Source organism: Pragia fontium, assembly GCF_900638655.1.
GTDB classification, from domain to species: Bacteria; Pseudomonadota; Gammaproteobacteria; order Enterobacterales; family Enterobacteriaceae; genus Pragia; species Pragia fontium.
The window spans coordinates 1,272,699-1,297,096 of the sequence record NZ_LR134531.1 but is presented as its reverse complement, the minus strand read 5'-3'; the positions used below and the strand labels follow the sequence as shown (position 1 = coordinate 1,297,096).

General features: G+C 47.9%; 19 protein-coding genes. 5 read left to right on the top strand and 14 right to left on the bottom strand.

The window, feature by feature from the left end; translation table 11 throughout:
- Positions 1 to 3: 3 nt before the first annotated feature.
- The 7 genes from cysD to cysJ form a co-directional block, all read right to left on the bottom strand.
- Complete coding sequence (gene cysD, locus EL341_RS05460; protein ID WP_047782550.1) at positions 4 to 912, bottom strand: sulfate adenylyltransferase subunit CysD; 909 nt, start codon at positions 910 to 912, stop codon at positions 4 to 6.
- Between the two features lie 32 nt (positions 913 to 944).
- Complete coding sequence (gene cysG, locus EL341_RS05455) at positions 945 to 2,375, bottom strand: siroheme synthase CysG (RefSeq protein ID WP_074820806.1); 1,431 nt, start codon at positions 2,373 to 2,375, stop codon at positions 945 to 947.
- A gap of 386 nt (positions 2,376 to 2,761) precedes the next feature.
- Positions 2,762 to 3,070 (bottom strand): CcdB family protein, encoded by a 309-nt coding sequence (locus EL341_RS05450; protein WP_074820802.1) that lies wholly within the window; start codon positions 3,068 to 3,070, stop codon positions 2,762 to 2,764.
- 2 nt (positions 3,071 to 3,072) lie between these two features.
- The gene (locus tag EL341_RS05445; RefSeq protein ID WP_373876060.1) at positions 3,073 to 3,390 is read right to left on the bottom strand and encodes a type II toxin-antitoxin system CcdA family antitoxin; all 318 of its coding nucleotides are present in this window, start codon (positions 3,388 to 3,390) and stop codon (positions 3,073 to 3,075) included.
- Positions 3,391 to 3,509: 119 nt separating this feature from the next.
- A complete protein-coding gene (locus EL341_RS05440) occupies positions 3,510 to 4,244 on the bottom strand; it encodes a phosphoadenylyl-sulfate reductase (RefSeq protein ID WP_047780463.1) in 735 nt (244 codons plus the stop codon).
- 9 nt (positions 4,245 to 4,253) lie between these two features.
- On the bottom strand, positions 4,254 to 5,963 hold the full coding sequence (cysI, locus tag EL341_RS05435) for an assimilatory sulfite reductase (NADPH) hemoprotein subunit (RefSeq protein WP_047780462.1): 1,710 nt from the start codon (positions 5,961 to 5,963) through the stop codon (positions 4,254 to 4,256).
- On the bottom strand, positions 5,963 to 7,771 hold the full coding sequence (cysJ, locus tag EL341_RS05430) for an NADPH-dependent assimilatory sulfite reductase flavoprotein subunit (RefSeq protein ID WP_126467215.1): 1,809 nt from the start codon (positions 7,769 to 7,771) through the stop codon (positions 5,963 to 5,965). The genes cysI and cysJ overlap by 1 nt, the downstream gene beginning before the upstream one ends.
- 368 nt (positions 7,772 to 8,139) lie before the next feature.
- Between cysJ and copA the strand changes: the two genes are divergently transcribed.
- The 5 genes from copA to ybaL all read left to right on the top strand — a co-directional run bounded on the left by copA (position 8,140) and on the right by ybaL (position 16,081).
- Entirely contained in the window at positions 8,140 to 11,076 is a 2,937-nt protein-coding gene (copA, locus tag EL341_RS05425) for a copper-exporting P-type ATPase CopA (protein ID WP_126467213.1), read from the top strand.
- 232 nt (positions 11,077 to 11,308) lie between these two features.
- On the top strand, positions 11,309 to 12,145 hold the full coding sequence (locus EL341_RS05420; RefSeq protein ID WP_126467211.1) for a TraB/GumN family protein: 837 nt from the start codon (positions 11,309 to 11,311) through the stop codon (positions 12,143 to 12,145).
- A 26-nt stretch (positions 12,146 to 12,171) separates the two neighbouring features.
- Positions 12,172 to 12,657, top strand: coding sequence for a Cys-tRNA(Pro)/Cys-tRNA(Cys) deacylase YbaK (ybaK, locus tag EL341_RS05415; protein ID WP_126467209.1), 486 nt, complete (start codon positions 12,172 to 12,174; stop codon positions 12,655 to 12,657).
- Positions 12,658 to 12,944: 287 nt separating this feature from the next.
- A complete protein-coding gene (locus tag EL341_RS05410) occupies positions 12,945 to 14,165 on the top strand; it encodes an MFS transporter (RefSeq protein WP_047780457.1) in 1,221 nt (406 codons plus the stop codon).
- 221 nt (positions 14,166 to 14,386) lie between these two features.
- Positions 14,387 to 16,081, top strand: a complete 1,695-nt coding sequence (gene ybaL / locus EL341_RS05405; protein ID WP_074820784.1) for a YbaL family putative K(+) efflux transporter — start codon at positions 14,387 to 14,389, stop codon at positions 16,079 to 16,081.
- Positions 16,082 to 16,159: 78 nt separating this feature from the next.
- Here ybaL and hemH read toward each other — a convergent pair whose 3' ends face one another.
- From hemH to apt, 7 genes are all read right to left on the bottom strand, one after another.
- Positions 16,160 to 17,119 (bottom strand): ferrochelatase, encoded by a 960-nt coding sequence (gene hemH / locus EL341_RS05400; RefSeq protein ID WP_126467207.1) that lies wholly within the window; start codon positions 17,117 to 17,119, stop codon positions 16,160 to 16,162.
- A gap of 444 nt (positions 17,120 to 17,563) precedes the next feature.
- Positions 17,564 to 18,208, bottom strand: coding sequence for an adenylate kinase (gene adk / locus EL341_RS05395; protein ID WP_047780454.1), 645 nt, complete (start codon positions 18,206 to 18,208; stop codon positions 17,564 to 17,566).
- Between the two features lie 258 nt (positions 18,209 to 18,466).
- A complete protein-coding gene (gene htpG / locus EL341_RS05390) occupies positions 18,467 to 20,344 on the bottom strand; it encodes a molecular chaperone HtpG (protein WP_074821486.1) in 1,878 nt (625 codons plus the stop codon).
- Between the two features lie 423 nt (positions 20,345 to 20,767).
- The gene (recR, locus tag EL341_RS05385) at positions 20,768 to 21,373 is read right to left on the bottom strand and encodes a recombination mediator RecR (RefSeq protein WP_047780453.1); all 606 of its coding nucleotides are present in this window, start codon (positions 21,371 to 21,373) and stop codon (positions 20,768 to 20,770) included.
- Complete coding sequence (locus EL341_RS05380) at positions 21,373 to 21,702, bottom strand: YbaB/EbfC family nucleoid-associated protein (protein ID WP_047780452.1); 330 nt, start codon at positions 21,700 to 21,702, stop codon at positions 21,373 to 21,375. Before EL341_RS05380 ends, recR begins: the two co-directional genes overlap by 1 nt.
- A gap of 72 nt (positions 21,703 to 21,774) precedes the next feature.
- Entirely contained in the window at positions 21,775 to 23,763 is a 1,989-nt protein-coding gene (gene dnaX / locus EL341_RS05375; RefSeq protein WP_126467203.1) for a DNA polymerase III subunit gamma/tau, read from the bottom strand.
- Between the two features lie 76 nt (positions 23,764 to 23,839).
- Positions 23,840 to 24,391, bottom strand: coding sequence for an adenine phosphoribosyltransferase (apt, locus tag EL341_RS05370; RefSeq protein WP_047780450.1), 552 nt, complete (start codon positions 24,389 to 24,391; stop codon positions 23,840 to 23,842).
- Positions 24,392 to 24,398 lie beyond the last annotated feature (7 nt).

Below are 24,398 nucleotides of genomic sequence, written 5' to 3'. Positions count from 1 at the left end.
TCCTCAGAAATAACCCTGACGTTTCTTCAGTTCCATCGAACCTGACTGATCGCGGTCAATCACCCGCCCCTGACGTTCACTGGTCGTGGAAACCAGCATTTCTTCGATAATTTCCGGCAGGGTTTCTGCCTGTGACTCCACCGCCCCGGTTAGCGGCCAGCAGCCCAGCGTTCTGAAACGGACTTTACGCTTCACAATCACTTCCCCCGGTTGCAGGTCAATTCGATTGTCATCAATCATCATTAACATACCGTCACGCTCCAAAATTGGCCGCTCTTTCGCCAGATACAGCGGTACGATGTCAATATTTTCCAGAAAAATATATTGCCAGATATCCAGTTCAGTCCAGTTAGAAAGGGGAAATACCCGGATGCTCTCGCCTTTATTCACCTGACCGTTATAGTTATGCCATAACTCAGGACGCTGATTTTTCGGGTCCCAACGATGGGCACGATCGCGGAAGGAATAGATGCGCTCTTTAGCTCGCGACTTCTCTTCATCACGCCGCGCACCGCCAAAGGCTGCATCAAAACCATATTTATTCAGCGCCTGTTTTAAGCCCTCGGTTTTCATAATATCGGTATGTTTGGCGCTACCGTGGACAAACGGATTAATTCCCATCGCGATACCTTCCGGATTTCGATGTACCAACAGCTCGCAGCCAAATGCTTCTGCGGTACGATCGCGGAACTGGTACATTTCCTGAAATTTCCAGCCGGTATCCACATGCAATAGCGGGAATGGTAGGTTACCGGGGTAAAAAGCTTTACGCGCCAGATGCAGCATTACCGATGAATCTTTACCGATGGAATAAAGCATCACCGGGTTGGCAAACTCAGCAGCAACCTCGCGAATAATATGAATACTTTCTGCTTCCAATTGACGCAAATGTGTCAGTCGTTTCTCGTCCACGTTCAATACCTCGATTCTCTGTCTAAGGGCCATCAGGCCAGATTGACCACTGACGGCCATAGCGTCAGGTTATCCTGCGGTGTTTGTGATACCGATTCACCAAACCACTTAAGCTTGTGATGTAATGCAGCCACTTCGCCAATCACCAGCAATGCTGGTGTCGGAGCCTGTTTAGCCAACTCATCTAATTGCTGTAATGTGCCACTTAACACCTGTTGATCGGCACGAGTCCCACGACCAATCACCGCAATCGGCGTTGATGCTGCTCGCCCATGGCGTATTAACTGCTGTTGAATTTCACTGGCTTTCACCGTGCCCATATAAATTGCCAGCGTTTGATGACCCTGCGCTAACTGTGACCAGTTAAGGCCATCCGTTCCCGGTTTACAGTGACCAGTGATAAAAGTCACACTTTGTGCCCGATCGCGATGAGTGAGTGGAATACCTGCATAAGCCGTCACCCCTGCCGCGGCGGTAATTCCCGGCACGACTTGAAAAGGAATACCGGCGTCAGCCAAAACTTCCAGTTCTTCACCGCCCCGACCGAAAATAAACGGATCGCCGCCTTTTAGCCTCACCACTTTCTTACCCTGCTGCGCTAATTCAACCAACAGTCGATTGGTTTCCTCTTGAGCAACAGAATGCGCTCCTGCACGTTTACCTACGCTGATAAGCTGAGCATCGCGGCGTACCAGTTCAAGAATCTCCTCAGTTACCAGCGCATCATGCAATACCACATCGGCCTGCTGAATAGCCTGTAAACCGCGCAATGTTAATAGCCCAGCATCCCCCGGCCCCGCGCCGACCAGCGTGACATCACCGGTACGTTCATCAGCGTGATAAAGCTGCTGCTCTAATTCTTTCTCGGCATCATCAATGCGATTGGCCGCCACTAAAGCCGCAAAACGTCCGGTGAAAACCCGCTCCCAGAAACCACGCCGTTCACCCAGCGTTTTCAAATGTTGCTTAACCTGACCGCGCCAGTTACCGGCAATCTGTGCCACTTTACCTAAACTGGTGGGCAGTAACGCCTCCAACTTCTCACGCAGTAAACGGGCTAATACCGGCGCTTTACCACCAGATGACACCGCTACCACCAACGGTGAACGGTCGATAATTGAAGGGAAAATAAATGAACAACGCGCCGGATCATCGACAATATTGATTAACCGACGGCGCTGATTGGCTGCTTGAAAGACTCTGGCATTTAGCGTGGAATCATTGGTCGCGGCAACCACCAGGAAAATGTCATCAAGCTGGCTAACCTCAAACGACTGAGCCAGCCAGTGAATGCGCTGCGTTAAGTGCCATTGGCTCACTTCATTGCCGAGAGATTTTGCTACCACAAATACCTCTGCTCCAGCACTGAGTAAGAGCCCGATTTTACGAGCGGCTATCTCTCCGCCGCCAACAACCAGCACTGGGCGATGTTTTAAATCAGCAAATATCGGTAAATAGTCCACGTTAACCTTCAGGCAATTAACAAAGTAATAACCTGACTATAGTGACTCACTGATAACGAATGAAATGATGAAAAGGAATTTGATATAGCTGAATGGAATAGAAAGAAGGAAAAGCCTGTATTTAGCGCACGTCACCGCTTCTTATGGCTTATTTTGCCGAAAAACGGTGATAACGGGCAAAACGCTCAGCCATTTATTAAACGAAATGATTGAATATTTACGCCGAAAAGGCGGACGATAGACTAATGCCAGTCAGTTAAGAAAATGCGATCGGTAAGTTTTATCTTTTGACCTTTCTTTTGACCTTTATATTGAGCGCTGTCATTAAGCTTAACTGACAAGCATTAGGACGATAGACAGATTAATTTAAAATTTACCCTGAACAATCAAAAGCCATCAATTAAAAAATCAATCGCCGCTTTAATCTCGTCCCTGTGATGATCAACGTGACAAACAACTTCACCAAGCATCGTTTGTCTTACGCTGGCCATTTCATGGGTCATCACTAAAAAATCACTATTTTCAATGTGGAGTACAGGACACAGATGTTGCGGTCTGTTTCCTGTAAATCGATTTAGTGGAAAAAGTGGAATGACTAACCGAGTATTAAGCGCACCAATTAAGTCGCTCTGTATATTCAATAAATAGGGATAATCTTTACTGTTTCCAGCATGACGATAAACGGCATATTGCATCGTTAAAACGCTCGATATTCATCAGAGAGCAGCCCACACCGTTCAGTAATACGATTGAGCTCTTCCATTGCCTGCTGATTATCTCGTTGCCACTGAGCCCTTGATGCCGCCTGCAATTGCTGCTCAACGGCCTGAGTTAATAATGCTGAGAGGTTAATGCCCATATCGCGAGCCCGTTGATATAAATCGGGATCTAAAGTGACACTCACTGTCTTTTTAGTTGTTTTGGCATGGGTTACTGACATATTCTCACCCTTGTGAATCACACGTGCTAATGACATATAGCATGGTTGATTCAGACGAAGATGTAAAGCTGCCATTATTTTATCCATAGCGTTTGGAATATCCTTTAGATCGAATTGAAATAATGAAACGACGCTAACCGATAATTATCCAACAATCTATCTCATTGAATAAATATGCGAAATAGTCCGCAACATTATCCCTCATGCAACCCACATTCCCGCTTCAATCCAAAAAAACGCGTCTCTTCTTCACTCATGCCCGGCTGCCATTTGCGGGTCGTATGAGTGTCCCCTACCGACAAATACCCCTGTTCCCACAAAGGATGGTAGCTTAGACCATTCTCCGTCAGATACTGGTAAACCTGTCGATTGTCCCAGTCGATAATCGGCAACAGCTTAAAAACGCCTCGCTGAATCGCTAACACCGGCAAGGCCGCGCGGCTACCGGACTGTTCACGGCGTAGACCAGCAAACCAGGTTTGAGCCCCCAATTCGGCCAATGCCCGATTCATCGGCTCGACTTTATTCAATTGATTATAACGTTCAATACCGTCAACGCCCTGTTCCCATAATTTGCCGTAGCGCGCTTCCTGCCAGTTTGGCGAATAAGGGGAACGATAAACCTTAAGATTTAAGCCAAGTTGTTCAGTCAGGCTATCAATAAACTGATAGGTCTCCGGAAACAGATAGCCCGTGTCGGTTAAAATCACCGGAATCCCGGGTCGCTGGCGGTTGACTAAATGCAGACAAACCGCCGCCTGAATGCCAAAGCTGGAAGACAGAACCTGATTTTCCGGTAAATTCTCCAGCCCCCATATCACACGCTGATTCGCAGACAGCGATTCCAAATGCCGATTCACTGATGCCAGTTCAGCCTTTTGCTCTTCAGCCGTCAGCGCATTCAATTTTGTTAAGTCAAAATTGGACATGGTTACCCCTTAATCGTAGAAGTCCCGAGCGGAATCTATCACCGGTTTAATAATATCGGCGCGAATAACATAGTCACCAAATCCTTCCTGTTCCTGACGCTCAATTGCCCAACGGCCAATTAAACTGTCCAGTTCAGACAGAATTTCCGCTGAGGTAATATTCTCCCGATACATACGTGGAATACGCGTACCCTCACGGTTACCGCCCAGATGCAGGTTATAACGGTCAGGCGCTTTACCTACTAACCCGACTTCCGCCAACATCGCCCGGCCGCAACCATTCGGGCAACCGGTAACCCGCAGAATAATATGTTCCTCTGCCACCTGATGCCGAGTCATCACCTGCTCAATCTGGGTAATAAAATCCGGTAAAAAGCGTTCAGCTTCCGCCATCGCCAACGGACAAGTAGGAAAAGAGACGCAGGCCATGGAGTTTTTACGCTGTTCGCTGACGCCATCGCTGATTAAACCGTACTGGCGTGCCAAAGCTTCTATCTGTGCTTTATCTTCATCGGCAACCCCGGCGACAATCAGATTCTGATTGGCGGTCAAACGAAAATCCCCTTTATGTACTTTAGCAATCTCAGCCATGCCGGTTTTTAGCGGTCTACCGGGATAATCCAACAAACGACCGTTCTCAATAAACAACGTCAGGTGCCATTGTTTATCAATGCCTTTTACCCAACCAATATAGTCACCACGGCGGGTAAAGGTATAAGGAACAATGGGTAAAAAAGTAATCGCGGCACGTTTTTCCACTTCCTGTTTAAATGCCTCAACCCCAAATCGTTCCAGCGTATATTTGGTTTTAGCATTTTTACGTTCAGAGCGATTGCCCCAGTCACGCTGAGTCGCCACAACCGCCTCGGCAACGGCCAGAGTATGTTCCAGCGGAATATAGCCAAATTCAGAGGCTTTGCGAGGATAAGTCAGCTTATCGCCGTGGGTCATCGCTAACCCACCGCCTACCAATACGTTAAAACCAACTAATTGTCCGTTTTCTCCAACGGCAACAAAACAGAGGTCATTGGCGTGTAAATCAACATCATTATCCGGCGGAATAACCACGGCGGTTTTAAATTTACGCGGTAAGTAAGTCGCCCCTAAAATCGGCTCAACATCGGTGGTCTCCAGCTTTTCCCCATCCAGCCAAATTTCCGCATAAGCACGGGTTTTCGGCAACAGATGCTCAGAGATTTTTTTAGCCCACTCGTACGCCTGTTGATGCAGTTCAGACTCCACCGGGTTAGAGGTACATAGCACATTACGATTAACGTCACCGGCGGTGGCGATAGAGTCCAGCCCCAGCCGATTCAGCAATTGGTGCATCGGTTTAATATCGTTCTTTAAGACACCGTGAAACTGAAAGGTTTGACGAGTGGTCAGGCGAATGCTGCCGTATAAGGTATCTTCCTCGGCAAACTTATCAATCCCCAGCCACTGTTGAGGGGTAATAATGCCGCCTGGCAAACGACAGCGCAGCATCACATTCACCAGCGGCTCTAGCTTCTGCTCCGCTCTTTCAGTGCGTAAATCACGGTCATCTTGCTGATACATACCGTGAAAACGAATCAGTTGAAAGTTATCACCGCGAAACCCGCCGGTCAGACCGTCTTTCAGATCTTCGGCAATCGTCCCGCGTAGAAAATCACTCTCGCGCTTCATTCTTTCATTATCGGAAAGTTTAACTTCCGCTGCTTGTGTCGGTTGATTGCTCATTAGTAAACATCCCGCTGATAGCGCTTCTCGAGGCGCAATTCACTTAAATACTCGTCGGCCTGCTCTGGGGTCATTGCCCCATGCGTTGACACAACATCCAGTAATGCACGTTCAACATCTTTCGCCATACGGTTTGCATCACCGCATACATAGAGATGCGCACCACTCTGAATCCACTGCCATAGTTCGCTGCCGTTTTCCCGCAGCTTATCCTGTACATAGACCTTATGTTCTAAATCGCGCGACCAAGCCAAATCGATACGGTCTAACAAGCCACTTTTGGCATAGCGCTGCCACTCAACCTGATAGAGAAAGTCAGAGGTAAAATGAGGATTACCAAACACCAGCCAGTTTTTACCTGTAGCGCCCATCGCTTCCCGCTGCTGCATAAACCCACGGAACGGCGCGATACCTGTGCCGGGGCCGATCATAATTACCGGCGTTTGCGGATTATCCGGCAGGCGAAAATTCGGGTTACGTTCAACAAACACCGCAATATCCCCCTCTTCCTCTAGCCTGTCGGCCAGATAACCTGAAGCACCACCGGTACGCGCCTGACCATCCACCTCATAACGCACAACAGCAACGGTAAGATGAGCTTCATTGCCCACTTCTTCCTGAGATGAAGCAATGGAATACAATCGCGGTGTTATTGGGCGCAGCATGCTTAATAGCGTTTGAGCGTCCAACTTAGCGGGGTTACGCCGCACCATATCCACGATAGGCGTGTGGTGAGCGTAGGCCTGCAAGCCAGCTTTATCGCTTAATAGTTCTGTCAGGCGGGCATCGCCGGTGTGGTTAGCATAAAACTCGACAATAGCCGCGGTGTTTTGCGTCAGCTCATAATGGAATTTCAATGCATCCCGCAAAGGCTCTATTTTACCGTGCACTTCAACCTGTTCATCGCCAGACAAGCCTAGTTCGGTCAATAACAGTTCAATCAATTCAGCATCGTTCTGAAACCACACCCCAAGCGCATCTCCGGGTTGATAGCTGAGTCCTGAATTGCCCAAATCGATTTCGATATGGCGAACGTCTCGGTCTGAACTTCGTGAGGTAATTTTCTGGTTCACGGATAAAGAAGCAATCAACGGTTGCTCTTTACTGTATTTTGTCTCGGTTGCATCGGTAATTGCCGCATGAGCAATGGATGACGGTAATGAAACGGCAACTTCAGCTTTCAGACGCTCAACAACTTTTTGCCGCCACTGTTCAGCCAGCGGCTGGTAATCCACATCAGCATCGACTCGGTCTAACAGGCGGATCGCCCCCAACTCAGCCAAGCGATGATCAAAATCTTTACCCGTCTGGCAAAAATGTTCATAGGAGGTATCTCCCAGACCAAAAATGGCGAACTGAGTCTGGTTTAATGCCGGGGCTTTTTTCGAGAATAGATATTTATATAAGGCGATTGCTTCTTCTGGCGCATCCCCTTCCCCCTGGGTTGATGCCACAATAATCAACTGTCTTTCCTGATCGATCTGTTTGAATTTATAGTCACCAGCGTTTATCAGCGTGGCTGATAAACCGGCATGTACTAAATCATCACGTAGCTGAACCGCCAGACGACGGGCGTTACCAGTTTGAGAAGCGGATAGCACCGTTATTGGACGAACAGATGCAGAGGCTGATGCTGATCCCTCCGCCGTAATGGATGTTTCAGATGTATTCTGGCTGGTTAGCCCCCATAAATAGCCGGACACCCAGGCAATCTGTACCGAATCCAAACCAGCGGTCGCGGCCTTTAAATGTGCCAATTGCTCCTGCGACAAAGGTAAAATGGGCATAGATATAACCTTCTCAGACATAATATGCAGATCCTTTAGAATTATTATGACTAAGAGTATCCCGTTGGTTTATTTAGATTAAAGAATCGATAGACATAACAAATAATAAAAAAGCATATGCGCATGGATGATGCATGAGAGAGGCGATAGAAGGAAAAGATCAATCAATGCTTCGATTTGATGATTAACCTAAAACTAAAAATACATCTGATAATAAATTTAGTGCCACAAAAACAATTAACAGCTGATTAATCAGTATATTGATTAACGCCACCAACTAAATATCAATCTTGCCTTGACCTTCCTGTTGCTGGAAGGTTTAAACTCCATTACAGCTATCAGAGCCAACGATTTAAACATAAATCTGAGTCAATATTCAGGAGCCTATTATGCAACACACCACTATCCTACAGTTAACCGGCCTGACCTGTATGGGTTGTGCTGGCCGAGTTAAAAAAGCGCTGGATGCCCTACCCGGCGTTCAGTCATCAAACGTTAATGTGACTCATGCCAAAGTAGTTAGCGAAGTCAACGACGCTGATTTAATGGCTGCCGTTGAACAGGCGGGTTATCAAGCCAAACTGGCAACGGCGGACGTAACCTTGAATCTGTCCGGCCTGTCCTGCGGTCACTGTACCGGAAGTACCACCAAAGCACTGGAAGCCGTCGAGGGGGTGTTTGCTGCCGAAGTCTCATTGGATAAAGCACGGGTCTACGGTACGGCATCCGCACAGGCACTCATTGATGCGGTTCAACAAGCGGGTTATGAAGCTACTCTGGCTAATAATAATGAATATAAACTGCACCTCTCAGGTTTAACCTGCAATCATTGCGTGGGCAACACTAAAAAAGCGTTGGAAAGCGTTCCCGGTGTAGAACAGGTAGATGTCACTATTGATAGCGCCACGGTAACAGGCAGCGTATCAGTTCAAAGTCTGATCGATGCGGTAACTCAAGCAGGCTATGAAGCTACTTTAGCCGATGGTCTCCCTCACCCAAAAACTGAGCCGCTGTCACCATCAGAAACACCGGAGCCACTGACAGCGGCAGAAAATATCTCCCCAGTTATCGAATCGGTCGAGCAAGCGCCAACGGTTCAGCCAGACGATAGTGATGACAGCGTTCAACTGCTGCTCAGCGGTATGAGCTGTGCCAGTTGCGTCAATAAAGTGCAGAAAGCACTGGAAAGCGTGCCGGGGGTTGAACAGGCACGCGTTAATCTGGCCGAGCGTAGCGCCATGGTATTTGGTCACCCGCAGCAGGCGGATCTGATCGGTGCAGTGACCAAAGCCGGATACGGGGCTGAAATCATTCAGGATGAAGAACAGCGCCGCGCCAGACAACATGAAACCTCACGTCAGAGCATTCGACAGTTCCGTTGGCAATCCGCTCTGGCGCTGGCACTCGGTGTACCGTTAATGCTGTGGGGAGTGTTTGGCGGCACCATGATGGTAACCGCCGATAACCAACCTTACTGGATTATTGTGGGTCTGGTCACGCTGGCGGTAATGATAGCCGCCGGAGGACATTTCTATACCAACGCCTGGCGTAGTCTGATGAACCGCAGCGCCACCATGGATACCTTGATTGCCTTGGGTACCGGTGCCGCGTGGATCTACTCAATGAGCGTGTCAATTTGGCCGGATATTTTCCCTATGGCGGCTCGCCATATCTACTTTGAAGCCAGCGCCATGATTATCGGTCTGATTAACTTAGGCCATGCGTTAGAGCAGCGGGCTCGCCAGCGTTCATCTAAGGCGCTGGAGCGCTTACTGGATTTAACACCACCAACGGCCAAAGTGGTAACGGAAGACGGCGAACAAATCATTCCGCTATCGGAAGTTCAGGTCGGCATGATCGTTCGCTTAACTACCGGTGATCGCGTGCCGGTTGATGGTGAAATCACCCAAGGTGAAGTCTGGATGGACGAAGCCATGCTTACTGGTGAGGCGATGCCTCAGCAAAAATCGGTAGCAGCTCCGCTGCATGCTGGTACCGTCGTTCAGGATGGTAGTGCCCTGTTCCGTGCTGGTGCCATTGGTAATCAAACCACGCTAGCGCGGATTATCAAGCTGGTACGTCAGGCACAAAGCAGCAAACCAGAGATCGGACGTATGGCCGACCGCATTTCCGCTATCTTCGTTCCAGTGGTGGTGGCTATCGCCTTAATAAGTGGGCTTATCTGGTATCTAATCGGGCCTCAGCCTCAGTTAGTGTATACGCTGGTTATTGTCACCACCGTCTTGATTATTGCCTGTCCTTGCGCCCTTGGATTAGCAACACCGATGTCGATTATCTCCGGCGTTGGTCGAGCGGCCGAACTGGGGGTTCTGGTGCGTGATGCGGATGCATTACAGCAAGCCAATGGCATCGATACGGTCATCTTCGATAAAACCGGCACCCTGACTGAAGGTAAACCACAGGTTACTGCGATTCACACCTTTAATCAGGCAACAGAAACGCAGATCGTAGAATGGGCCGCGGCATTGGAGCAAGGGGCTAGCCATCCTCTGGCTCACGCTATCATGGCGAAAGCCGAAGGCTTAAATCTGCCGGACGTTAGTGAGTTTCGCACCTTGCGCGGCTTAGGCGTTAGCGGCACCGTGAACGGTACCACCTTATTACTCGGTAACGAACGGCTGATGGCCGAACAACGAGTAGACACTTCGATGGCAATATCGACGATTCGCGAAGAGGCTGAGCAAGGCGCGACGCCTGTTCTACTGGCGGCTAATGGCCAACTGATCGCCGTACTGGCTATTCGCGATCCTCTGCGTAGCGATAGCGTTCAAGCACTGAAGCGGCTGCATAACCAAGGTTATCAATTAGTGATGTTAACCGGCGATAACCCAATCACTGCCAAGGCAATCGCTAAAGAAGCGGGTATCGATAAAGTCATTGCTGGTGTACTGCCGGATGGTAAAGCCGATGCCATTAAACAGTTGCAAAACGCCGGTCATAAGGTGGCGATGGTGGGCGACGGCATTAACGATGCTCCTGCTCTGGCCTGCGCTGATGTTGGCATAGCCATGGGTGGCGGCAGCGATATTGCTATTGAAACCGCAGCGATTACGCTGATGCGTCACAGTCTGAACGGCGTAGCGGATGCTTTGGAACTGTCTAAAGCCACGCTAAGCAATATGAAACAAAACCTACTGGGTGCCTTTATTTATAACTCGCTGGGTATCCCTATTGCTGCTGGCATACTTTATCCACTGACTGGTACGTTGCTGAGCCCGGTGGTGGCTGGTGCAGCCATGGCATTATCATCCATTACCGTTGTGGGCAATGCTAACCGGCTATTGCGATTTAAACCCAAGCAGTAGCAAATGAACGATCGTTGATTCGATTATTCGCCTTATTGCATAAAGCTCCCCCTAACGGGACAGCAAAACAGCACCAACGTCCAGCCTCTAAGCTGGACGTTTCCCTCTCTCAGCTGTCGGCTAAATTCCAGCGCTCAATAAAAAAGTATCGCTATTTAGTTCACCTCATCAATTTGACTCTGTTCAATTTAACGGCGATTATTCCAACATCCTCCTAACTTACCGGAGTCTCATGAGCAATATACTCAAAAAACTCGCTATTTTTCTGGGATTCGCCCCTCCCTTAGTCTGCGCCTATCCGGCCTATGATTTTGTTACCGAAAACGGTAGCCAGTTGCATTTGGTCGGCAGTATTCATATGGGTACCCGAGAGATGGCGCCCTTCTCTGCCGATCTGCTTAAACGCCTGAAAAAAGCCGATGCACTGATTGTAGAGGTGGATATTTCCAAACCTGTTTCCTTTGAAACCCCGGATAACTTACCCGATATTTCTCAGCGGCTCACCACAGAGGAATACCAACAGCTTATTCAACGTTTGGATGAACTGGGATTAGATATTGACACCATCGCAACGAAACCCGGCTGGCACGCTGCGTTAGTGTTACAGGCAACGCAAGCCAATATAGCTGGCCTGAAAAGCGAATATGGCATTGATTACCAAGTATTACAGGCAGCCAATAAAGCCGCTGTTCCCATTATCGAACTGGAAGGCGCCGATAAACAAATCGCTTTGCTACAACAAATACCCGATAACGGCATTCCCCTGCTCAAAGATTCACTGGAACACTGGCAAGACAACGACCGGTTATTAAAAATCATGGTGAAATGGTGGCTAAGTCAGCGGCCTATAGAAAGAAACCTGACGCTTCCTTATGGCATGGGCGGTGACCTTTATCAGTTGATGATCGCTAATCGTAATCGCCTTTGGGCAACCCAATTACAGGCTTTACCGAAAGGTAACTATGTGGTGGTTGTCGGGGCACTTCACCTGTTTGGCGAAAGCAATCTCCCCGAATTACTGAAAGAAAATCAAGCCACAACGCGTTATGATAATGGAATAACACAATAACAATTATCGATTCAAAGGTACTCGCTATGACGCCGGCAGTCAGACTGTTAAAACAACAAAAAGTAGACTATGTTCTGCACGCCTATGCTCATGATCCTCATGAGACAAATTTTGGTGATGAAGCCGTTAAAAAACTGGGGTTTGAAGCCGAACGTGTTTATAAAACCTTGCTGGTAAGTATTAACGGCGACAGTAAACATTTAGCGGTGGCGATCGTACCGGTTGCCAGTATGCTGGACTTAAAGAAAATGGCTAAAGCCCTGTCAGCCAAAAAAGTAGACATGGCCGATCCTATGCTGGCCCAACGGGTTACCGGTTATCTGGTTGGCGGTATTAGCCCACTGGGACAGAAAAAAAAGTTGCCGACGGTGATTGATGCCGGTGCAGAAGGTTTTACAACCATGTATGTTTCCGGTGGTAAACGCGGACTGGATATCGAACTGAATCCGGCCGACCTGTGCCGTTTGACCTCCGCAACGTTTGCCCCGATAGCGACAGAAAAGAACCATTAAAACTCTTGTCATCAGCCGGAAATAAAACAGAGCCTAGGTCTTCGTTTGGTTAATTAGCTAGCTGAGACCTGGATAAAAGACCCGATCAGATATAATTCATTAACCCCCGAATGGTGATTTAATACACACAATAATGCTTTTATTATCAACAAGCACCACGCTATACTGAATTAACACCTGATTAACATTTAAGACAGCAGACCAATGCCTTTTCTACCGTTGTCCGTTGCATGTTTGATTAGGTATACGCGCCAAAACCCAAAACTTTACTGATAAAAACAATTATTATGACTAATCAAACCAGCAATAGCAGCGCTCTGCCATCCGTTGCCAATAATTCGCGCAAAACCTCATTTCGCATTTTAGGTGCAATTAGCGTCTCTCATATGCTCAATGATATGACCCAGTCGCTAATTATTGCCATTTACCCGATGTTGCAGGGTGAATTTTCCCTCAGCTTTGGTCAAATAGGTTTGATTACCCTGACCTATCAGCTAACCGCGTCACTGCTACAGCCGCTTATTGGGTTGTATACCGATAAGCATCCGAAACCGTTTTCATTGCCGATCGGTATGGGCTTTACCCTAGTTGGTTTGATATTGCTGGCTTATGCGTCCAGTTTTCATATGGTCTTGCTGGCGGCGGCGTTAGTCGGCACCGGTTCTTCCGTATTCCATCCTGAATCATCCCGGGTTGCTCGTATGGCATCCGGTGGTCGCCACGGTATGGCGCAGTCTATCTTTCAGGTTGGCGGTAACTTAGGTTCCTCTCTGGGCCCCTTGCTCGCTGCGGCTTTTATTGCCCCTTACGGTAAAGGCACCCTAACCTGGTTTGCTGTCGCTCCGTTACTGGCTATTGTGGTATTACTGCAGGTTGGCCGTTGGTATCAAGCACAACAGCGCAGTAATAGCGGTAAGGTTTTCAAGCCATCGACCGTTCAACGTTTACCCAACAAGACAGTGGCTTTCTCGCTATTTATTTTATTAACGCTGATTTTTTCCAAATACTTCTATCTGGCCAGCATTAGTAGCTATTACACCTTTTATCTGATGCATAAGTTTGGTATTACCCTGCAAAATGCTCAGGTTCACCTGTTTGTATTTCTATTTGCAGTTGCAGCCGGAACCATCATTGGCGGGCCAGTGGGGGATAAAATTGGGCGTAAATATGTTATTTGGGCCTCTATACTTGGCGCAGCTCCTTTCACGCTTATTTTACCCTACGCATCGCTCTATTGGACCGGTATTTTGACGGTGATCATTGGTCTTATCATGGCTTCGGCATTTTCGGCCATTTTAGTCTACGCCCAAGAGCTTATTCCGGGAAAAATCGGTATGGTTTCTGGATTATTCTTTGGACTCTCCTTTGGCATGGGTGGGCTAGGTGCCGCGGCGTTAGGCTATGTTGCTGACCATACCAGCATCGAGACGGTTTACCATATATGCGCTTTCCTTCCTCTGCTGGGCATTCTGACCGCTCTATTGCCAAATATTGAACACAAAAGGTAAATAACTCACGCTTCCGACAGAGGAAAAGATATTTCCCCTGTCGAAAAAGCCTTGCAGAGCGTGATGATATGAAACTAATCTTATAAAAATGCAGCTCTTAAATCGATTCAGTAAGAAATCATCACTTATTTTCAAAAATAGCAAATTTTTCCAAGCAAAAATGTTGTAAATACCATAAAATTAAAACGTCCCCTGTCCACCCCCAACAAGAAGGAACGTTGATGGAGCATTCTACACCACTGATTACCACTATCGCCGGAGGCTTAGTTCTGGCCTTTATTTTCGGCCTGATCGCCAATCGCCTACGTATTTCACCACTGGTAGGATATCTGATTGCCGGTATCGTAGCAGGTAAACACACTCCAGGATTTGTCGCTGATGAGGTACTGGCCAACCAATTAGCTGAAGTCGGCGTTATTCTGTTGATGTTTGGTGTAGGTCTTCATTTCTCCCTTAAAGATCTTCTCTCGGTAAAAAAAATCGCCATTCCCGGCGCCATCACCCAGATAGCCGTCGCAACCCTTCTCGGTATGGGTTTGGCCTATGGACTGGGTTGGGATCTGATTAACGGTATTGTCTTTGGATTATGTCTTTCTACCGCAAGTACCGTGGTGTTACTGCGTGCGTTAGAAGAGCGTCAACTGATTGAAAGCCAACGCGGTAAAATTGCCATTGGCTGGCTGATTGTTGAAGATTTAGTGATGGTGCTGGCGCTGGTCTTATTACCGGCCATTACCGGAATTATACAGCAGGGCCATAGCGATTTTGCTAGCCTGGCCATCTCACTGGGTATTACGCTGGGTAAAGTAGTTGCCTTTATCGTCCTGATGATTGTGGTCGGTCGTCGGGTCGTGCCGTGGTTGCTGGCTAAAAGCGCCAGTACCGGCTCCAATGAACTGTTTACCCTGTCAGTGCTGGCTATTGCTATGGGTATCGCCTACGGCTCTGTACAGCTATTTGGCGCCTCATTTGCCCTTGGCGCATTCTTCGCCGGTATGGTGCTAAACGAATCTGAACTCAGCCATCGCGCCGCGCAAAATACCCTACCGCTACGAGATGCATTTGCCGTTCTGTTCTTTGTCTCGGTCGGAATGCTGTTTGAGCCAATGACGCTACTGGAGCAACCGCTGGCTGTCATGGCGACGCTGGTGATTATCGTTCTTGGTAAATCCATTGCTGCATTCTTGATTGTGCGCCTGTTTGGCCACTCCAAGCGTACGGCCTTAACCATCTCTGCCAGTTTGGCGCAAATCGGTGAATTTGCCTTTATCTTGGCCACCATGGGAATAGCCTTAGGGGTAATGGATAAAGAAGGTCAGAGTCTGATTCTGGCTGGTGCTATCCTGTCTATTCTACTGAACCCACTAGTATTTAACCTCATTGGTAAATACCTGAATAAAACCGAAACCATTGAAGATCAAATTATTGAAGAAGTGGTAGAAGAAGAAGTGGCTCAGGTACCTGTCGATATGTGTAATCACGTTATTCTGGTTGGCTATGGCCGCGTAGGTAGCATCCTTGGCAGCCGTCTTCACGATCGGGATATTCCTTTAGTGGTAGTAGAAAATTCACTATCACGAGTCGAAATGCTACGTGAGCGGGATATCAGCACCGTGTTGGGGAATGCCGGTAACCATGAAATGATGTCGTTAGCCCGGCTGGATTGTGCTCGCTGCCTGTTAGTTACCACGCCAAACGGCTATGAGGCCGGTGAAATTGTTGCCTACGCCCGCGCACAAAGACCAGACCTGATGATTATTGCCCGAGCTCACTACGATGATGAGGTGGAGTATATCTCTGAACGCGGAGCAAACCATGTCATTATGGGCGAGAGAGAAATTGCCCAAAGTATGCTGGAAGAGCTGCATCTGGATATGTCGTTAAATCCGAATAAAGCAGAAGGCTGCCCGATTTAATCACCGATATTCACGATGTATATTTTCAGGCCCGTTATTCACTCCATCAGGAAGCTGAATAACGGGCCTGACGTTTATTTATTTTCCCGTGACCAACGCCTGCAGTAAATCAATATGAGCCGGACTATCATTTAACGCCGGAATATAACGATAAGATTCACCGCCCTGCGCCATAAAGAACTCACGGTTTTGCTTATCAATTTCTTCGATGGTTTCCAGACAATCAGCGGAAAATCCCGGACAAATCACCTGTACTCGCTTCACGCCCTGAGCAGGTAATGCCTTCAACGTTTCATCGGTATAAGGCTGTAGCCACGCTTCACGACCAAAGCGCGACTGGTAAGTCATTTTATACTGAGATTCACTTAATCCTAACGCAGCCACAACCGCCTGTGTGGTTGCCTCACAGCGCAGTGGGTAATCATCCCCTTCATTCGCATAGCGCTGCGGAATACCGTGATAGGAAAACAGTAACAGATCCGGCTGACCATGCTGCACGAAAGAATCCTTAATTGACTGGGCTAGCGCAGCAATATATTGAGGATGTTGCGCGTAATCACGGATAAAAACCACTTCTGGTAAATCACGGCGTTTTTTAAACTCGGCGGAAATCGCATCCCAGGCTGCCCCCGTTGTCGAACAAGAGTATTGGGGGTACATCGGTAATACCACCAAACGCTGCACATTCTGGCGCTGTAAACGTTCTAACGCCTGATTAACCGATGGTGAACCATAGGTCATGGCCAATTCCACCGGTGTATCCGGTAAGCGCGCAGCCAAAGCCTGTTGCTGCTTACGGCTATAAACCAACAAAGGAGACCCCTCGTCAGTCCACACTTCCTGATACAGCTTAGCCACTTTTGGTGAGCGGCTCGGCAAGATAATCCAGTGCAGCAACGGACACCAAATAAATCGATTGGTATCCACCACCCGGCGATCGTGTAAAAACTGGGCAAGATAACGCTTAACCGCCTTCGCCGTCGGCGCATCAGGAGTACCTAAGTTAACGAGCAGGATTCCGGTTTTAAGTTGAGACATGGTTTTCTAACTGCCTGTGCAGGGTATTAAAAACAATTGGCGCTATCTTATCAGTAGAAGAGGAAGCTGCCTACATGGCCTATTGCAGACAGCGTCTAACCTTGTTTTCAAGCCACCTATACAGCGGTTCAAAAGGCCATACTCTTGATATTCAGCAACTATAGCTTCTAAGCCACCTATGCGGCGGTTAACTGATGGGCGCAGGGCTAAGGTTGATGATGAGCTTTCTAAGCCGCCTATACGGCGGTTAACTAGAACAATAACCCACTATGCTACTGTTGTTAATCATTTTATTGACCCCAGTAGCTTATATACCCTTTTTGAGTCAATTTTTTATGGCATTAACAATCAACAAGTTATATACGGCTGATAAAAAAGGGTTATCCAGAAACAATCAAGGCGACCCTAAGGTCGCCTTGTTTAGCAAATTATAGTACCGCTCGTTTAGCCAAGAATTTTAGCTAATTCATCACTGACTTCAGATACTTTACGAGTACCGTTCAGTTTGAAGTACTTGGTATTGCCGCTTTTCGCTTCTGCGCTGTAATAATCAACCAGAGGCTTGGTTAACGCATGGTATTCAACCAGACGCTTACGAACCGTGTCTTCCTGATCGTCTTTACGAATAGTTAACTCTTCGCCGGTCACATCATCTTTACCTTCAACCTTTGGTGGGTTGAATTTAATGTGATACACGCGGCCAGATGCAGCATGCACTCGACGACCAACGATACGTTCAACAATAATCTCATCGGGAACATCAAACTCGAGCACGTAATCCACCTGAATACCGGCATCTTTCATTGCATCGGCCTGTGGAATGGTACGTGGGAAACCATCGAGTAAGAATCCGTTACCACAATCCGGCTGAGTGATACGTTCTTTCACCAAAGCGATAACCAATTCATCGGTCACCAATTTACCGGCGTCCATAAGTTCCTTTGCTTGCTTACCCAGTTCAGAGCCCGCTTTTACTGCTGCACGCAGCATGTCTCCGGTAGAGATTTGCGGTATACCGTACTTCTCCATGATGAATTGAGCTTGAGTGCCTTTACCGGCGCCGGGAGCGCCAAGCAGAATGATACGCATCGCGTAAATCCCCTAGAAATTTAGCTTTTATATTAAATTGATGGAAAACCAACGAACCTTATCACCCTACGCCATGATGCTCAAGGGGTAGATAACGATAGCCTCAGTAACACCACTCATAAAAAATCGACCTAACAGTTTGAAATTAATTGCTATTCATCTATCAATAAGGTGTTTGAGCGCGGGTTCAATCAATTAAGGAATCTGAAATAAATGAGCCGACATGGCTAGTCGGCTCATTCAGACTGTATATCGGTGTTATTTTAACAGTAGCTGGTTCATCCGACGAATAAAGCTGTTTGGATCGTCCAAACTGCCTTTTTCCGCCAATAGAGCCTGATCCAGCAGCAGTTCAATCCATTCACCAAATGTTGCATCATCGCTAACATCGGCAGCACGCTTCACTAATGCGTGATCAGGATTCAACTCAAAAATATACTTCACTTCCGGCGCTTTCTGGCCAGCAGCGGCAAACAACTTCGCCATTTGCGTAGTCATTTCATCAGTGTCAGTCGTCACTACCGCAGGCGTATCCGTCAGACGATGAGTCAAACGTACTTCTTTTACGCGCTCGCCCAGGAAAGCCTTGGTGCGCTCAACAAAAGGCTCCAGCTCTTTCTCTGCCTGCTTTTGCTCTTCACTTTCTGCATCAGCCAGCTTATCCAGCGCTTCATCAGCTTTGCTAACCGACTGGAATGACTTACCGTCAAACTCAGTCAGATAACTCATCATCCACTCATCAATGCGATCGGACAGCAGCAGAACCTCAATACCTTTCTTACGGAACAGTTCCAGATGAGGACTGTTCTTCGCTGCAGCATAGCTATCAGCCGTAATGTAGTAAATCTTGTCCTGTCCTTCCTGCAAGCGGCTGATATAGTCCGCCAGAGAAACCGTCTGAGCATCACTCTCGTTATGGGTTGATGCAAAACGCAGCAAGCTAGCGATGGTTTCAATGTTAGCACCATCTTCTGCCGGGCCTTCTTTTAACACCAGACCGAACTGTTGCCAAAACTGCTGGTATTTATCAGCATCGTTTTTAGCCAGTTTTTCCAGCATCTGTAATACTCGTTTAGTACAGGCATTACGCAAACTTTGGGTAATACGATTATCCTGTAGGATTTCACGAGATACGTTCAATGGCAGATCGTTGGAATCAATCAACCCACGTACGAAACGCAGATAGTTTGGCATGAACTGTTCTGCATCATCCATAATAAATACGCGCTGCACATACAGCTTCAGGCCGTGTTTATGGTCACGGTTCCACAGATCCCATGGCGCCTGTGAAGGAATATATAGCAGGCTGGTATATTCTTGCTTACCTTCTACTCGGTTATGGCTCCACGCCAAAGGATCGCTGAAGTCATGAGAAACGTGCTTATAGAATTCGTTATATTCTTCATCCGCAATTTCTGACTTATTACGCGTCCAAAGCGCCTGAGCCTTGTTGATTTTTTCCCAACGCAGCTGCGGCTCTTCACCCTCTTTCTCTTCTTTAACCTGAATTTCTACCGGTAAAGCAATATGATCGGAGTATTTACCAATGACCGACCGAACGCGCCAGTCATCCAAAAATTCATCTTCACCTTCACGCAGATGCAGGGTAATTTCAGTACCACGTTGTGGTTTGCTGATATCAGCAATGGTGTATTCACCTTCACCGGCTGATTCCCAGAATACCGCTTCATCTTCTGCGGCACCTGCTGCGCGGGTGCGTACGCTGACTTTATCCGCCACAATGAAGGCTGAATAAAAACCAACGCCAAATTGGCCGATCAACTGGCTATCTTTAGCCTGATCGCTACCCATCGACTCAAGGAAAGCTTTGGTGCCTGATTTAGCAATGGTCCCCAGATTATCAATCACTTCATCACGGGTCATACCAATGCCGTTATCACTCAGGGTCAGAGTACGTTTTTCTTTGTCGATTGACACGCGAACGCCGAGTTCACCGTCACCCTGATATAAATCAGAATTAGATAATGCGCGAAAACGCAGCTTATCTGCCGCATCGGAGGCGTTAGATATTAGCTCACGCAAAAAGATTTCTTTGTTGGAATAGAGAGAATGGATCATCAAATGCAAAAGCTGTTTAACTTCTGATTGGAATCCTCTGGTTTCTTGACCTTTCATACTCATTGCTTACCTCAATATCTTGATTTCATGTAGGCAGTTTAGGGTGTGCAGCGCACAAAGACTGAATGGTTAACAGATGGGGATTAACCTGAAGCTTTTCAAGTCTATAAAAATTCAGATGAGCGAAAAAAACCTAATAAGTATTGAAAATCGGCGAAAACCTGATTTTTAGCGATGAAAAATGGCGAGAATATTAATGTAATGTTAGTCAGTTAAGTTTAATGACGGGGAAAGTTTCGTCCACTATCAATGCAGAGAATAAATCAACGTTAACGCACATGGCCGAGCAGAGGCACTAGGGCGAGCGCCACGTCCAGCATGAATGCTGGACGTGTTCCCTCACTCAGTTGTCGGCTGAATTCAAGCACTTAATAAAAAGGGCAAAAAAGAAAACTCACTCATGGAGTTTTCTTGACTGACTTAAAACTTTATCTGATGGCGACCAGCCAAAGAGTGAGACAACGTCGTGCCATCCACCATCTCCAGTTCGCCACCGACGGGAACACCGTGGGCGATACGGCTGGCCATCACGCCGTACATGGCGCACATTTCAGCAATAAAGTTGGCGGTGGCATCCCCTTCTACCGTGGGGTTGGTAGCCAGAATCACTTCATTCATCTTTTCTGATGCCAAGCGCTCTTCCAGACGATCCAAACCGATATCGTTAGGGCCAATGCCATCCAACGGAGACAAATGCCCCATCAGAACGAAATATCTACCGGCAAATTGCCCGGTTTGCTCAATCGCATGGATATCAGCCGGGCTTTCGACCACACAAATCTGACCGCTGCTCTGACGTCGTTGGTTACTACAGATAGTGCACACTTCTTCTTCGGTAAACGTTCGGCAGTCTCGGCAATGACCAATTTCAGACATTGCCCGAGTTAGCGACTGCGCTAAACGCATCCCACCACTGCGATCGCGCTGTAGCAGTTGAAATGCCATACGCTGTGCTGACTTTGGCCCGACACCGGGTAAACAGCGCAGCGCTTCCATCAGAGATTCAAGCAGAGGACTGGTTTGCATTAGAACGGCATCTTAAAGCCAGGAGGTAACTGCATACCGCCAGAAACCTGAGCCATTTTCTCTTTCTGAGTTTCTTCAACGCGGCGAGCTGCATCATTAAAGGCCGCAGCAATCAGGTCTTCCAACATCTCTTTATCGTCTTCCATCAGGCTAGGATCGATTTCAACTCGACGGCAGTTATGTGCACCGTTAACCGTGACTTTAACCATTCCAGCACCGGATTCACCAGTCACTTCCATTTTTGCAATCTCTTCCTGCATCTGCTGCATTTTTTCCTGCATCTGCTGAGCTTGCTTCATTAGGTTACCAATTCCACCTTTACCAAACATGGTTATCTCTCTCTTTGCTATAGAATAAAATGTTATCATTACCGTCATTCATCAAGGAATAACGGTAATCGCTTATACGGGTCTAATACTATCTTCATCCAGCTCGGCCTCAAAGTAACGGCAAAGCGTTTGAATATTGTTGTCCGAAGTTATCGATTCTCTGGCCTGCGCCAGCTTCTCTTCGTAAATAGCCTGACGCCACTCTAACGGCGTTTTCACCGATAGATCTTCATCTTCAACGACGGTAAGCGTAATCGGCTGCCCGGCATGTTCACTCATGGCATCAGTTAACACTTTCTGCGCTGATTCCGAGTTTAAATGGCGCTGAGACGGACGCAAATGTAAACAAACTTCATTATCTGACAATTGTTGTTTAAAAGCGTTCAATGCCAACTGCTGAACCAGCTTAGGCAACGGCAGTTGACTAATCTCCGCCGCCCAGGTGTCTCGGCTTAAAGACTCTTCCGCCAACTTAGCTGAAAGCTCCGGCGTTTTTTCATGCTCCAACGCTGAACGTAGCGCCTTCGGCGTAGCAACGGGTTCACTCACCGCTTCAAAATCGTTCTGGGCTTTCCAACGATAGCTCTCTTTCTTAGCCGGGGCTTGAGGCGCTTTCGCTGGCCGCGATCCCGCACTCTTTTCGGTTGCTGAAGCTAAACGCTCCAACACCGAAGATACCGGCTTCACTTTTGATGGCGTCGCCGGATCACTCTTTTTTGCGTCGGATGTCCCCTGTTGACGCCGCAACTGATTGCGCGCCTGTAACATCTGAGCCGTAGATTGTGACAAACCCTGAGTCATATCTTCATCAGCAGCTTTAGCACTTTGCTGACTAAGCGGGGGCACTACCGTTGGCTGAGGCTCAGAAACTGCTTGCTGTTGTTGAACCGGTGCAGCAGGTCTAACCCCTGCAGGTGCTGATAAGGCAGGTTGTGTGCAGGTTGGCTGCGGAGTGGGCTCTGGCGTATTCACCACCATTTTGGGATGAAAAGCCAGCGCCCGCAGCAAAGCCATTTCTACGCCCATACGCCGATCCGGCGCATAGGTTAATTCTTTACGACCAACTAACAGCGTTTGATAATAAAGCTGTAAGTCCTGCGGCGACATCTGTCTGGCCAAATCACGCATACGCTGTTCATTATGCTGTAATGGATCCAGTGCCGTCGGTAACAGTTGAACCATCGCCACCTGATGCAACAACGCCAACATTTCCACCAGCAAGGTTTCCCAGTCAACGCCCTTGGCGGCAACCTGACTCACCAGCGACATTAACGCTTCACCATTGGCGTGGGTTAATGCCTCAACCAAGGCCAGCGCATGTTCGTCATCCAAAGTTCCCAGCATCATACTGACGGAGTCTGTAGCAACAACCCCATCACCCATTGCTATCGCCTGATCGGTCAAGCTTAGGGCGTCGCGCATGCTGCCTTCAGCGGCACGAGCCAGTAATTGTAAAGCCCGAGGTTCAGACTGAATCTGTTCAGCCAGCAGAATCTTTTCCAACTGGCCTTTAATCTGATCGACATCCAGCGCTTTCAGATGGAATTGCAAACAGCGCGACAGAATAGTCACCGGCAGCTTCTGTGGATCGGTGGTCGCCAGCAAAAACTTCACATGTTCCGGCGGCTCTTCCAACGTTTTAAGCAATGCATTAAAACTGTGGCGGGAGAGCATGTGCACTTCATCGATAAGATAAACTTTAAAGCGACCGCGAGCCGGTGCATATTGCACGTTATCCAGCAGTTCACGGGTATCTTCTACTTTCGTACGTGATGCGGCGTCAATCTCTAAAAGATCGACAAAGCGCCCGGCCTCGATTTCGAGACAGTTGCCGCACTTACCGCAGGGGGTAGCCGTAATGCCGGTTTCGCAGTTTAAACCTTTAGCCAATAATCGGGCTATCGAGGTTTTACCGACGCCTCGGGTTCCGGAAAACAGGTAAGCGTGATGGATCCGTCCCAAAGACAGACCATTAGAGATGGCGGTCAGAACATGTTCCTGACCGACAACGTCTGCAAAGCTTTGTGGGCGCCACTTACGGGCCAGAACTTGATAGCTCATTGGTACCAGAAAAGTCGGTTAAAAAAGTGGAGGCATCTTATCACAGCCAATGGTTCGCGACGATGTTTGTTCTGGATTAATGACCGTCAAACGAGACAAGGCTATAACATTCAATATTCTGAGAAGCCAAACGTGCACGCCCCCCAAGCTCTGGCAATTCAATGACAAAAGCAGCATCAGCCACATTTCCACCTAGACGGCGAATCAGTTTTGCCGTTGCTTCGATAGTCCCGCCAGTTGCCAATAGATCATCAATAACCAAAACCTTATCATTCTGGTTAATACTGTCAGTATGAATTTCTAATATGTCAGTACCGTATTCCAGATCGTAGGTTTCCTGTAAGGTTTCCCGTGGTAATTTACCTTTCTTACGTACTGGCACAAAGCCAATCCCTAAAGCCAGCGCAACCGGGGCGCCAAACAGAAAACCGCGCGCTTCGGTACCAACAACTTTGGTTATACCCTGATTCTTATAGCGCTCTACCATCAACTGGATAGAAGCAGAAAAAGCAGCCGGGTTTTCCAGTAATGTCGTGATATCACGAAAAAGAATGCCCGCTTTCGGGTAGTCTGGGATAGTAATGATACTATCTTTAATTAACTGTAGCTGCTGTTCTGTATTAGTCATAATGTGT